Below are 13,396 nucleotides of genomic sequence, written 5' to 3'. Positions count from 1 at the left end.
TCATGGAATCGTCATCAACTCAGTCTTCATCCGTTACACAGCCATCTATTCCACAATATAGTATTCGTGGTCATAATATTTGGGGCTTTAAAAATATGGCCCATTTTTTAGACTACTTATTTGCTGGTGGGGAAACGAAAACGGGAACGCTCGTTGCGATTAATGCAGAAAAAGTGATGATCGCTGAACAAGATACGGCTTTAAATACGTTACTAGGCCAAGCCGAATATTTATATGCTGACGGAATTAGTATTGTCCGTGCTATTCGTCGTAAATACCCCCAAGCTGAAGTTTCCCGCGTGGCTGGTGCTGACTTGTGGGAAGGGTTAATGGAACGGGCCGGTAAAGAAGGTACGCCAGTTTTCCTAGTGGGTGGCAAACCAGAAATTCTAGAGCAAACTGAAAGCAAGCTACGCTCGCAGTGGAATGTGAACATTGTAGGTTCGCAAAACGGCTATTTTACTGCTGAAGAGCGAAGTGCATTGTTCGAACGCATTCGTGCAAGTGGTGCAAAAATTGTCACTGTTGCGATGGGGTCCCCGAAACAAGAAATTTTTATGCGAGATTGCCGAAGTGTGTACCCAGATGCCTTATATATGGGCGTTGGGGGGACTTATGATGTGTTTACAGGGCATGTAAAACGTGCACCGAAAGTTTGGCAAAACTTAGGGTTGGAATGGTTGTATCGCTTACTATCTCAGCCTTCCCGTATTACTCGCCAGTTTAAATTACTGAAATTTTTAGGTTACTATTACGGCGGTAAGCTTTAATTTTTATAGTGATTTGATTTTTATCGTTATTATCGATGTATTTTACTGGCCGCAAGTAGGCCTAATCCCTTGCTTGCGGTCTGAATTCTCCGAATGACTGGTCTCTTTCTTCAAATATTTCTATAATCCCTCAAAAATAATCATATTCGCACCAGTTTGTGCTTAATCTTGCGGCTATGGCATTTTTTTAATCGCCTAATTGATGCTTTTCAAATAATTGCAGTGATTATTACTAACTGAGTTTCAATTAAAACTGCATTTTAAATATCTAATTTTGACAGGGGTATGTATGGGAAATCCACAGCAAGGGCTTCAACGTGGGTTAGAAGCACGGCATATCGAGCTGATTGCGCTCGGTGGGACTATTGGCGTTGGGTTATTTATGGGGTCGGCCAGTACACTAAAATGGGCTGGGCCTTCTGTCTTACTGGCTTATATTATCGCAGGAATTTTTGTTTTCTTCATTATGCGTTCAATGGGGGAAATGCTATTTCTTGAGCCTGTAACCGGTTCTTTTGCTTCGTTTGGTTATAAATACTTAAGTCCGTTTTGGGGATGTCTCACTGCGTGGGGCTACTGGTTTATGTGGGTGGCCGTTGGTATCTCAGAGATCACTGCCATTGGCGTATATGCTGAATATTGGTTCCCTGACGTGCCTCAATGGATTTTTGCCATTATTGCCGTGGTATTAGTCGCATTAGCTAACCTAGCTGCTGTTCGGCTGTATGGAGAGCTTGAGTTCTGGTTTGCCATGATCAAAGTGACCACGATTGTAGTGATGATTTTAATTGGCTTAGGGCTGATTTTTTTTGGCCTTGGTAATAATTTTGAACCGATTGGGCTAGCAAATCTCACTGAGCATGGTGGTTTCTTTGCAGGGGGTTGGAAAGGTTTCTTATTTGCGTTGTGTATCGTTGTGGCCTCTTATCAAGGGGTTGAATTAGTTGGGATCACGGCAGGTGAAGCGAAAAATCCTCAAGTTACATTAAAAAAAGCGATCAATAATATTTTATGGCGCATATTAATTTTTTATGTGGGTGCTATTTTTATTGTTGTGACACTCTTTCCGTGGACGGAAGTGGGTTCACAAGGTAGCCCATTTGTTCTTACGTTTGCGAAAGTGGGGATTGTGTCCGCAGCCGCTGTAATTAACTTTGTGGTGTTAACTGCGGCGTTATCTGGTTGCAATAGTGGCATGTATAGTGGTGGGCGAATGCTATATGCCTTAGCGCAAAATAAGCAATTACCTAAGTCATTATTGAAATTAACGAAAAATGGCGTACCAGCACGTTGCGTTGGCTTTACTATTCTCTGTTTAGTGGCGGGTTCTAGCTTGAATTACATCATACCGAATCCAGAAAAAGTCTTTGTGTATGTCTATAGTGCGAGTGTGTTACCAGGTATGGTGCCTTGGTTAGTGCTATTGACCAGCCAAATCCGTTTTCGCCAACAAAACAAAGAAAAGCTTATTGGGCATCCTTTCAAATCGATCCTTTTTCCATGGGTTAACTATGCGACCTTATTATTTTTAGCCTGCGTATTGGTTGGGATGGCGATTAACCCAGATACCCGTTTATCTTTAATCGTTGGCGCCATCTTTTTAGGGGGCGTTTCACTGCTCTATTTCATTATTCGCCAGTTCAATAGCCGCAATGCAAAAGTTTAGTGGTAGTGCTTCGACGGATTTTTATTAGTCGTATAGTGAAAAAGAGGGTAAATATGCTCTCTTTCTCAGCGAAATGGATAAAAGGCAAGCAATCGATATTTTTATTTCAAAAAGGACTAGACAGCGGGAGGATAAATCCGTACTATCCTCTCCCGCAACGGCGTTAAGCGCCCGTAGCTCAGCTGGATAGAGCGCTGCCCTCCGGAGGCAGAGGTCTCAGGTTCGAATCCTGTCGGGCGCACCAAATTTAGCGCTTCGCTACGGTTGGCAAAATGACGTTGTATGTAGTAATATAGCAACGCTTTGAAAAAAGTGAAGTTATGGTGGCTATAGCTCAGTTGGTAGAGCCCTGGATTGTGATTCCAGTTGTCGTGGGTTCGAGTCCCATTAGCCACCCCATTTTTTTGTGACATTGCGAGGGTGGCGGAATTGGTAGACGCGCTAGCTTCAGGTGTTAGTGTCCTATGGACGTGGGGGTTCAAGTCCCCCCTTTCGCACCACGAAGAAATGTAATAGGTATTAATAAGTACTACAAAATTTCGGCGAGTAGCGCAGCTTGGTAGCGCAACTGGTTTGGGACCAGTGGGTCGGAGGTTCGAATCCTCTCTCGCCGACCAATTTAAAGAAACCCGTCTTAACCGACGGGTTTTTTGCTTTTTATGCTTTATAATCATCACACTTCAACCCATCGCATTGTTGTCTGCGTTAGTCTCCTAGAATCACATATTTGTGTATATTCATCGGTATATCTTCACTTACCGCCTAGCTATAACCTGAATTGTTTAAAGTCTACTTAGTGCTGTTTCTTCAATAATGATTGGCTATGGTTAATTGCTTGTTTTTATTTGTAATTTAGCAGGTTAACTAGCCTGTGTCGTAAAATAGATACAATTCATTATATTGGTGTCGCCAAAAGGAGACATTTTACTTGTTGATTTATAAGGGAATATAAATAACTGTTTTATGCTGTCTCTAAACTGCGACAAAATAGCAAGATAAGATACAGGCACCACATTAGTGAATTCTTTAATGTTAGGGGGATTTCTTTCCAAGAAGGAAAATTATGTGTAAAACCGAGAGATGAGAGCTAAGCCAAAAGAGTAAGCTTAAAAAAACTTCGTTTTAAAAAGTTGGCATGCATTGTGCATTATTTTATATGTAGATGCTCATCTCACTTCTTATGACAGCGAAGCTTCATAAACCCAGAGATGACGCAAAGCCGATTATCGGTGCCTATTGTCCAACTTAGATGATCAAGAGCTCATCCTCTTACCATCAACGAACGGGCGAAACGTTGAGTGAGGCACCATCCGTCTGTAGACCTGATTGTATTTTACACCTGCCTTGTGCAGGTGTTTTTTTTGTTTATGTAAAAAGCCAAGCCCCTTAGAAAATGACTAAGAGGCTGAAAATAAGATAGGTATTAGCTTCTACCTTTACTAAACCATTTACTAAACCATTTACTGAACCAGCGAGTAATATAGGTATAGCAGAGGATAATGAATGTAATAATGAAAATGTCTTTACTAAGATCTTCGGTATTAAAACCAATAATCATAATAAAAACAAAAGGTGATAATACTAACAGCAGAAGATCAAAGAATATTTGTAAACGGTTTGGGGTTGCAATAATCCAGCGCCAAATAGTTTTAATTACATTCATATCGATATCCCTAATTCATTCAAAGCAAAGATGTATATAAAGCTTTATACACTATGTGTTTATTTTATAACATAGCCAAGTGTGTTTTGCTGATCCTTAAATAACGATTATTGGTTAAACATTGAGTTATTGATCTGTAATGTTACTAATCATAAACCTCATATTCTCCTTTTCCGATGATTTAATACGACTAACGCAATGTATTTAAATTCTTTTCTGCGTTTTGATTGGGGAAGCTAGGCTTAGTGGCAGTTAAGTTTATGAATAAAAAAACTCCACTAAAAGGTGTGGAGTTTTTAGAAAAGGATAAGCAAGAATATTAGTTTCGTTCTTGTTTTAATGAATGGTTTAATGCATCTTGGCGAATTTTTGCCGCATCACTAGATTTATGTTGCCTGTCAAACGCATCGGCTAACCATGATGCATCCTGAACATCAAAACGTTGTGCTAAAGCGGCCTTAAAGTAGGTCTCTGCTTTGTCCCATTGGGCATGCTGTAGCGATAAAACACCTAATGTACTGTTGAGTAACGGGGTGGCACCGTTTTGCTTTTGCAGATGTAAAAGGGTTTTTTCGATAACTTCAGGGCGTTCACTATTCAGTTTTGGCACTAGCAGGAGTAAGCGTTCATCATATTGCTGTTTTAAACCATCAATAATCATTTTTTCTGCACTTGCAGTATCGCCACATTCAATTAAATGTTCTGCTAAGAAAGCTTGCAATGCGGTTTCATGACGAACTCGGCGAGGTTGTGCTTTCCACCAAGCTTTTAGCCCATCACTACCCCCTTCAGCCATATATTGGTTCATCAACCCTTTGTAAGCCTTTAATTTCAATGCATCGAGCTCATCTTCATTGTGTAACTGTACTTTAGCCATAACAGGAAGTAATTCAATCAGTGACTGATAGGCGCCCGAACGTAAATAAGCTTGTTCCGCAAGACGCAATACTTCAGGGTGTCTTGGGGCTTTGTCGAGAAGTTTATCAATACCATTGCGAGCAGCATGGACTTCTCCTTCCGCTAATTGGATACGGACACGGCTGATATCAACAGGAAGCTGGTCACTTCCTGCGGCTTCGGCGGCTCTATCCAAGTATTGGTGAGTGCGATATTCATCACCACGCTGTTGAGCAGCTTCGGCTGCCATGAGGTAGTTAATGACCGGTTGTTGAGAAAAATCAGCATGTTTGCTCATTAATTTTTCAACTTGCTCGAAATCACCTTCTGCTAATTTCAGTAGCGCTTTTTGTGTTTGGGTATGCGCTTTGTGGTATTTACGACCACTTACCCAACCTCGGGTACGTGATGTCGTGCTGATAAAGCGGCGGTAGCACCAACCAAGGAATAACAGCACAAACTGGAGCAAGATAAAGCCCAAAACGAGGCTGGTTACACTGGTCGTAATGTCATAATTATCTGTACGGATAAAAACATAACCTTGGTGACCCGCTAATAATGGGCCTAAGATTATCCCTGCAATAAGTACTATAAATAGGATCAGGACTTTTATCATAATTACCCCCTATTGCCAGCAGGCTCTGCTGATTCTGAAGGGTGTGAATTGTCAGCTGACTCTGCTTTTTGCGTATCCGTGGCAGGAACAGCGGCATCTGCTGCGGCTTCTGTTGGTGCTTCAGTCGCATCCGCTGCGGCATCAACGGCACCATCGCTAACTTTTGTATTGTCGGATGACTGAGAAAGTAAGCTACGAACCCGTGTTTGCATGATTTTTTCTAGCTTTTCTTGGCTTTCCAAGGTATCAGGCATGTCAATATCAATCGGCTGATTGATTAGGTCGTCAATGGTTGATAGGAATGCTTTGGTTTCCGGCGCCTCAGTATCAAAATAGGCTCTTACCCAAGTCGATGCCTGCTCTAATGACTGTTTGTAGGTGGCTTCTTGATAACGTGGTACGGCTTGCGCTGCAATTAATAGCTGAGAGCGAATGTTTTCACGTAGGTAAATGTCTTGATTTGGTGCAAGGAGAGGGGCTTCTGAGCCATCACGAGCTCGTACTGTGACAAAGTCATTTGCAAAACTTTTCCAGCTACGCGCCAAATTTTGTTTCCAATCCGAAATATCATCGCTAATGTCAGCGTTATCCTCAGCTTTCGCATCTCCACTGTTTAAATCTGCTAAACGTAAGTTATCGACTTCATTGCTTAGTTGGTTTAAACGTAAAATAATGCCGTCATAGTCAACTTGGTTGATTGCGGCTAATTTAGCCATATCACTGTTAATTGATTTACGAATGTCGAGTAGGCTTGGGTCATTCATTTCTGCCAAGCTTGAGTCAGCGCTTTTTAGCAAAACGGCCGCGGTTACTGGGTCGCGATCATTCCACAGCTTTCTTCCCGCCATTTTGACCATAAAGTCAGCTTGTGCAAGTAGCCAACTTTTAACATCAGCGCTAGATAACGCAGTAACGTGCGCTTGCAGCTCTTGCATGCGGCGGTTGAGATTCTCTTCATATTCACGAGAATGGCTTTTTATTTCAGCATTAGCCGCAACTAATGCATCTAACCGCTGCCTGTCTGAGTTTTGTTGTTCGATTAAATCACTTAATTTTTGTTTTAATTCATTGTTTTCATTGACTAAGGTGGCATTACTTTGTTGAGTGAAATAGTACAGCCCACCGCCAATAGCGATGATAATAGCGATAGCAATTACACCGCCTATCAGACCAGAACGTTTTTGTTCCGAAGAAGGTTTAGTTTTTGGGTGCTGTTGTTCTGCACCAGCTTCTGGGGTAACCGTCTCGGTTGTTTTATCGTGTTCCGTCATAAATTAGCATCCCATATCGATTGAAATTAATGCTTCTAATAAAGCATTATTATCTGCGCTATTAGCTACACAGACCTTTTGCCATCCGCCTCTGCGGGCTTGGTCTGCAATCCGTTCACTGACGACAAGTAGGCGGCGGGAAAACCACCAAGTTTGGTATTCTTCAGTGATTAATTCTTCTAACAAGGCTAACATTTGACCACTCGTGATCACAACATCTGTAATACCGGTTTGAAACCACTGCTGATTGAACAGAGCTTTATCATAATCAACCGGGTACCTTGTATAACATTCACAATAACTGACTTGCGCACCTCGAGCCCGTAATGTTGACGCGAGAAGCTCTCGCCCGCCATTTCCACGTAATAACAGGGCGTTTTTCCCTTCGAGAAATTGAAGCTCAGGGTGTGTCAGTAGTATTTCACTGGTTTCGCCTTGCTCCGCCCAACGTATGTCTTTTCCGGTTACTTGCTGAAAATATTGCCCTGTAGAGCGGCCAATTCCGTAGTAAGATAACTTATCTGACCAGCTACGCCCCATTTGTTCAAGTGTTAAATTTGCATATTCGACTGCATTTTTAGATAAAAGAAAGACTAAATCATTTGCAGTAAGGCTATCAAGTTGAGGAATAAGGGTATTTAATTCAGCACCGGGCCCTATGCGAATTAAAGGAGAGGCGAAGGCTTCCCCCCCTTTGGTGGTGATTGCCGTGATCAGCTCTGAACATGCGGGCTCAGGGCGAGTGACAAGCACTTTCATGCAGGCGGGTTTCCTTGATAGACATCCGCCAAAATATCCCTTGCACCGCGTTCAAGTAATTCTTCAGCCAATGATACCCCTGCTTGGTTAGCTTCACTTGGTGAAACTCGTCGTTCTCCACGAATAATCACACTACCGTCTGGCGCTCCAACCAAGGCGCGTAGCCATATTTTGTCATCTTGCCAAATAGCATAACTGCCAATGGGAACTTGGCAACCACCTTCAAGGCGCATATTCATTGCTCGTTCAGCCAGAACACAGGTCGATGTTGCGTCATTATTTAGTTTCGCGAGTAACTCACGGGTTTTACTATCATTTAAACGGCATTCGATGCCGACAGCACCTTGGCCAACGGCAGGCAAGCATTGTTCAGGGGCAAGGGCGGTTTTAATTCGAGTTTCTAGCCCCAAACGTTTTAACCCTGCAACGGCCAAAATAATGGCATCATATTCACCGTTATCTAGTTTTGATAAGCGTGTTCCGACATTGCCGCGTAAGTCACGAATGACTAAATCAGGGCGGAGCTCCCTTAATTGGCATTGACGACGCAAACTCGATGTTCCGACAATACTGCCTTTTGGTAGTGCCTCAAGGTTGTCATAGTGGTTTGAGACAAAGGCATCTCGGGGGTCTTCACGTTCACAAATCGTGACTAATCCTAAGCCTTCAGGAAATTCAACAGGGACATCTTTCATCGAATGAACGGCAATGTCTGCGCGCCCTTCTAATAAGGCAAGTTCTAATTCTTTGACGAATAACCCTTTCCCGCCAACTTTCGCGAGAGGTGTATCAAGGATGATATCGCCTTTTGTCACCATAGGCACGAGTTCAACCAGCAAACCTGGGTGAAGTTGCTCTAATTTGTCTTTGACAAAGTGCGCTTGCCATAGGGCTAAAGGGCTTTTGCGCGTTGCAATACGCACGATATTTGTTGATGTCATTTTACTGTTTTCTCTGGCGAAAAATGCCGCAGATTAACCATACAATTGGCCTTAGTTTTAACATGTTAAGGATATTTTTTCCAGTTAGGCGCAAAACCACTCTCTGAATTGTTGATAACTGATTTACTTTTTCTTCCATGATGCAAGAACGCGATTCAAAATGAGATGACCTAGAATAGCTATTAAGCAATTTCTTTAGCTTATCGTGCTATCTTTCGTGTGAAACACTCTGCGGTTTGTATTAATTCGTGTTGAAGCGAGTAAGCGCAGACACTGTGCGTATTGTACTTAATATCGTTTGATTTTGCTGTTTTACTAAACAATTGGGTAAAAAGAAATTATTCCATTGAAAAACAAGGGATATTTTATAGATTAAAAAATAAAAAGCCTTTTTATACAATATGTTGAAAAGCATTTTGTATCAAAAATAAGCGTATAAAATTATGTGATCTACTTTACCCTTTTGATGCAAGGTGTTAAATTGATCACGTTTCCGACAATCCATTTGAAAATTATTTTAAATCTATCTCTATCTGTTGGGTGCTGGGAAATTCTCAGGTTTGTATTACTTTCATTCAATCAGGCGTAACCTTTGTATCTCTATATTGAAACCTTAAAACAAAGACTGGATGCGATAAACCAATTACGGTTAGAACGTGCAACAGCTTCTATGAGTGAAACCTTCTCGAAGGTTTATAGCTTGCTGCCTGTCTTGTTTCATTATCATCATCCAATGATGCCTGGTTTTATTGAAGGTAATGTCCCCCATGGTGTCTGTTTTTTCTCTCCTGATACAGAGCAAAAAAAATGGTTGGCACCTTTCGAACGTTTTTTACCCACGATTGAAACCGAAGCGAATGGCGAATTACCTATTACGGGTATTTATTCGATGGGAAGCACTTCATCTGTTGGGCAAAGTCAGTGTTCAGATATTGACGTTTGGGTTTGCCATCCTTCTTGGTTGGACCATGAAGAAAAACGTTTTTTGCAAAAGAAGTGTACCTTAATTGAGCAGTGGGCTGCGTCTTTGGGGATTGATGTCACTGTTTTTTTAATCGATGAAAATCGTTTTCGCCATCATGCTAGTGGGCATATTGGTGGGGAAAACTGTGGTTCAACGCAACATATCTTATTGTTAGATGAATTTTATCGAACAGCTGTACGTATGGCGGGTAAACGTTTGCTGTGGACTATGGTGCCAGTTGAAGAAGAGCAGCATTACGATGAATATGTTATGGGGTTATATGCACAAGGCGTGCTAACACCGAATGAATGGCTTGATTTAGGTGGTTTAAGTGAGCTTTCTGCGGCGGAATACTTCGGTGCAAGTCTATGGCAGCTATACAAAAGTGTTGATTCCCCCTATAAAGCCGTATTGAAGAGTATTTTACTGGAATCCTATTCATGGGATTACCCTAACGGTAAATTATTAGCGATGGAGTTTAAGCGTCATTTACATGCAGGCGAAATTGTGTGTTATGGCTTGGACTCATACTGTTTGATGTTAGAGCGTGTGACACGTTACCTGACTGAAATTAATGATCTAACTCGTCTTGACCTTATCCGCCGTTGTTTCTACCTAAAAGTGTGTGAAAAACTATCTGAAAAAGAGGATAACACATGCTCAGGCTGGCGCCGTGATGTGTTGTCTCAATTGGTTGAATCATGGGGGTGGGGAGCAGAACGTTTGTCTATTCTCGACACACGTAATCAATGGAAAATTGAGCGTGTCCGTGAGGCACACAACGAGTTACTTGATACGATGATGCAAAGTTATCGTAATCTCATTCGCTTTGCGCGTAGAAATAATTTAAGTGTTAGTGCAAGCCCACAAGATATTGGGGTACTAACCCGTAAATTATATGCGGCTTTCGAGGCGCTCCCTGGTAAGGTGACATTAGTTAATCCACAAATTTCACCTGATTTGAGCGAAGCGCATCTCACCTTTATTTATGTACCCGAGGGGAGAGCTAACCGTAGTGGTTGGTATTTGTATAACCAAGCGCCAAATATTGAGGCCATTATTGGTCATCAACCTCTTGAATATAATCGCTATTTAAATAAATTAGTGGCATGGGCATATTTTAACGGCCTGTTGACTGAGAATACTCAGGTTTATATGCATAACGGGAAGTCTCAGTGTGATGAACGAAAGCTGCTTGAGTTGATGCATGATGTATCAAGCCATTTCCCTATCAGGTTACCCGCTCCAACGCCAAAAGCGCTTTATAGCCCTTGTGAAATCCGCCATCTTGCAATCATTGTTAACTTAGAAAAAGACCCAACACAGGTATATTCTGAGCAAGTCGTCCATGTTGATTTTAGAAAACTGGATATTTTCAGTTTTGGAGAATCACAACGGTGTCTGATTGGTAGTATTGATTTGTTGTATCGTAATTCGTGGAATGAGGTAAGAACGTTACATTTCAGCGGAGAACAATGCATGTTAGAAGCACTTAAGACCATTTTAGGGAAAATGCATCAAGATGCATCACCTCCTGAAGCGGTTGAAGTGTTTTGTTATAGTGAGCACTTACGCGGGCTGATTCGTACCCGTGTACAACAGCTGGTATCGGAGTGTGTAGAACTGCGTTTATCAAGCAACCGAAATGACCCTGGGCGTTTTAAAGCATTACGTATTGCCGGGCAGACGTGGGGTTTATTCTTTGAGCGCCTAAATGTATCTGTGCAAAAACTTGAAAATGCCGTTGAGTTCTATGGGGCTATCTCCCATAACAAACTACATGGCTGGCCAGTTAAACTTCAGGCGAAGGGTGATAACCATTTGCCTGCTGTTGTCGATGGTTATGCAAGTGAAGGGATTGTACAGTTTTTCTTTGAAAATACCGCAGATAACACGGGTTTTAATATTTACGTTTTAGATGAAGCAAATCGGGTTGAAATTTATTCCCACTGTGAAGGGTCAAAAGAAGACCTCGTCCGTGACGTGAGTAAATTCTATTCTTCTTCCCACGACCGGTTTACCTATGGTGCAAACTTTATCAATTTCAATTTACCGCAGTTTTACCAAATCATTAATCAAGATGGTAAAAACCAAGTTGTTGCATTTTCTGGTGCGACATGGCCATTTACGGCAGAAGATGATGACGTTGGGTATGAAAGGCAATCTAGCCAACCGCAGCACCCACAAGCACATTATTATTGATGGTAGGCAGTTTTGCGCTGCCCACCGTATAAATTCGTAAAGCTTAGAACGAAAAGGGCTCTTGGCTTTGAAAAGCAATTGCCTCGGCTAGTTTAGTTTTGAATTCATGCCCTGAACGGTCACAAACCCAATTACCTTGTTTATAATCATAATGGTACCCACCCTGTTTAGTTGCTAACCATATTTGGTGGAATGCCTCTTGTTTGTTAATAATAATTTTACTGCCATCTTCAAAGCTAAGAGTCATCACACCACCATTGATTTCACAATCAATATCGGCATCACCCTCATAATTATCTAAATGCTCCTCGATGGTGCTCAGTAGCGTTTCTGCTAGCTGATGAAATTCGCTGTCATTCACGATTAATTTCCTGTTTGCTCACAATGGTTTAATTGAAATTATTATTGTTAATTGAAATTATAGGAGGGAACCTGCATTGGGGTCAATCTCAGCATACCCACTAAAAATTTCAGACTAAATTTAGCCTAAAGTATATAATATCAACATGCTGGATAAACAGGCGTGATTTGCGAGGCCACTCCTGTTATTGTGTAAAATATCAGATGTCAAAAGTGAGTATTACGGGCGAAAAAGAATGAAAAAAAGTTTAATTGGGCTTAGTGCACTAGTTGTTTTATTTACCCTTTCTGGCTGTGGCTTAAAAGGCCCGTTGTATTTTCCGCCGGAAGAAACTGCAGCTCCGGCTAAGGCATCTGATGTGCAACCTACCGCACAAGACAGTACTGCCAAAGAGCCAGCTCAAACACCAAATAATCAGTAAGCCACCTCTATGGAGCGTGAAATGCAATTTTCTAAAATGCATGGCTTAGGCAATGACTTCATGGTTGTCGATGGCGTTACACAAAATGTATATTTTTCGCCTGAATTGATTTGTCGGTTAGCAGATAGGCATACAGGCGTTGGGTTCGATCAACTACTATTAGTTGAAGCCCCTTATGACCCTGACCTTGATTTTCATTACCGTATTTTTAATGCAGATGGCAGTGAGGTCGCTCAATGTGGTAATGGAGCCCGCTGTTTTGCTCGTTTTGTTAGGCTCAAAGGCTTAACGAATAAGCAAAAAATTAAAGTCAGCACTCAGTCGGGTCGTATGACATTAACCATAAATGAGAATGATGATGTCTGCGTTAATATGGGCGAACCTGATTTTGAACCACAGAGAGTGCCATTTCGCGCAGTTAAAGAAGAAAAGACCTATATTATTCGAGCACAAGAACGTACAGTGCTGTGTGGGGTTGTCTCAATGGGTAACCCGCATTGTGTCATTCAAGTTGAAAGTATTCATACGGCAGAAGTCGAAGTTTTAGGCCCCGCTTTAGAAAATCATGAGCGTTTTCCAGAACGTGCCAATATTGGCTTTATGGAAATTATCAGTGCTGACCATATTCGCTTGCGCGTTTATGAACGTGGAGCAGGGGAAACTCAAGCTTGTGGTAGCGGAGCATGCGCAGCTGTCGCGGTTGGGATTACTCAAGGGCTACTAGCGAAGCGGGTTAAAGTCGATTTGCCGGGGGGCTCATTAGATATTTCTTGGGAAGGTCCTGGGTCGCCTCTTTATATGACAGGTCCTGCAACGCATGTTTATGATGGAGTCATTCAACTCTAATTTTGAATAGCCGAAGAGG

11 protein-coding genes and 4 tRNA genes are annotated in these 13,396 nt (G+C 41.9%); 9 read left to right on the top strand and 6 right to left on the bottom strand.

Annotated elements, in window-relative coordinates:
* Positions 1-2: 2 nt before the first annotated feature.
* The 6 genes from wecG (at position 3) to PR834_RS15500 (ending at position 3,053) form a co-directional block, all read left to right on the top strand.
* Positions 3-770 (top strand): lipopolysaccharide N-acetylmannosaminouronosyltransferase, encoded by a 768-nt coding sequence (gene wecG / locus PR834_RS15525; RefSeq protein ID WP_036958810.1) that lies wholly within the window; start codon positions 3-5, stop codon positions 768-770.
* A gap of 289 nt (positions 771-1,059) precedes the next feature.
* Positions 1,060-2,436 (top strand): bifunctional threonine/serine APC transporter ThrP, encoded by a 1,377-nt coding sequence (thrP, locus tag PR834_RS15520; protein ID WP_262961106.1) that lies wholly within the window; start codon positions 1,060-1,062, stop codon positions 2,434-2,436.
* A gap of 167 nt (positions 2,437-2,603) precedes the next feature.
* Positions 2,604-2,680, top strand: a tRNA-Arg gene (locus PR834_RS15515).
* 79 nt (positions 2,681-2,759) lie between these two features.
* Positions 2,760-2,835 (top strand) — tRNA-His (locus PR834_RS15510).
* A gap of 15 nt (positions 2,836-2,850) precedes the next feature.
* Positions 2,851-2,936 (top strand) — tRNA-Leu (locus PR834_RS15505).
* Positions 2,937-2,976: 40 nt separating this feature from the next.
* Positions 2,977-3,053, top strand: a tRNA-Pro gene (locus PR834_RS15500).
* Between the two features lie 806 nt (positions 3,054-3,859).
* Here the strand turns inward: PR834_RS15500 and PR834_RS15495 are convergent.
* The 5 genes from PR834_RS15495 to hemC form a co-directional block, all read right to left on the bottom strand.
* A complete protein-coding gene (locus PR834_RS15495; RefSeq protein WP_262961105.1) occupies positions 3,860-4,099 on the bottom strand; it encodes a hypothetical protein in 240 nt (79 codons plus the stop codon).
* Between the two features lie 319 nt (positions 4,100-4,418).
* Positions 4,419-5,612 carry a protoheme IX biogenesis protein HemY gene (hemY, locus tag PR834_RS15490; protein ID WP_110591031.1) on the bottom strand — a complete coding sequence of 398 codons (1,194 nt, stop codon included), beginning with the start codon at positions 5,610-5,612 and terminating at the stop codon, positions 4,419-4,421.
* Between the two features lie 2 nt (positions 5,613-5,614).
* Positions 5,615-6,883: a uroporphyrinogen-III C-methyltransferase gene (gene hemX / locus PR834_RS15485; protein WP_144140426.1), complete on the bottom strand. Its 1,269-nt coding sequence runs from the start codon at positions 6,881-6,883 to the stop codon at positions 5,615-5,617.
* Between the two features lie 3 nt (positions 6,884-6,886).
* Positions 6,887-7,642 (bottom strand): uroporphyrinogen-III synthase, encoded by a 756-nt coding sequence (locus PR834_RS15480; protein ID WP_094962459.1) that lies wholly within the window; start codon positions 7,640-7,642, stop codon positions 6,887-6,889.
* Entirely contained in the window at positions 7,639-8,583 is a 945-nt protein-coding gene (gene hemC / locus PR834_RS15475; RefSeq protein WP_110591032.1) for a hydroxymethylbilane synthase, read from the bottom strand. Before hemC ends, PR834_RS15480 begins: the two co-directional genes overlap by 4 nt.
* Positions 8,584-9,175: 592 nt before the next feature.
* Between hemC and PR834_RS15470 the strand changes: the two genes are divergently transcribed.
* Positions 9,176-11,749, top strand: coding sequence for a class I adenylate cyclase (locus PR834_RS15470; protein WP_181488797.1), 2,574 nt, complete (start codon positions 9,176-9,178; stop codon positions 11,747-11,749).
* A 43-nt stretch (positions 11,750-11,792) separates the two neighbouring features.
* Here PR834_RS15470 and cyaY read toward each other — a convergent pair whose 3' ends face one another.
* Positions 11,793-12,110, bottom strand: coding sequence for an iron donor protein CyaY (gene cyaY / locus PR834_RS15465; RefSeq protein ID WP_004906066.1), 318 nt, complete (start codon positions 12,108-12,110; stop codon positions 11,793-11,795).
* Between the two features lie 235 nt (positions 12,111-12,345).
* Between cyaY and lptM the strand changes: the two genes are divergently transcribed.
* Positions 12,346-12,531 (top strand): LPS translocon maturation chaperone LptM, encoded by a 186-nt coding sequence (lptM, locus tag PR834_RS15460; RefSeq protein WP_094962462.1) that lies wholly within the window; start codon positions 12,346-12,348, stop codon positions 12,529-12,531.
* Positions 12,532-12,552: 21 nt separating this feature from the next.
* Positions 12,553-13,377 (top strand): diaminopimelate epimerase, encoded by an 825-nt coding sequence (dapF, locus tag PR834_RS15455; RefSeq protein WP_094962463.1) that lies wholly within the window; start codon positions 12,553-12,555, stop codon positions 13,375-13,377.
* Positions 13,378-13,396: the final 19 nt, after the last annotated feature.

Source organism: Providencia sp. PROV182, assembly GCF_028480325.1.
Taxonomy (GTDB): Bacteria; Pseudomonadota; Gammaproteobacteria; order Enterobacterales; family Enterobacteriaceae; genus Providencia; species Providencia hangzhouensis.
The sequence above is the reverse complement of the archived record's forward strand: the minus strand, read 5'-3'. Positions and strand labels throughout refer to the sequence as shown.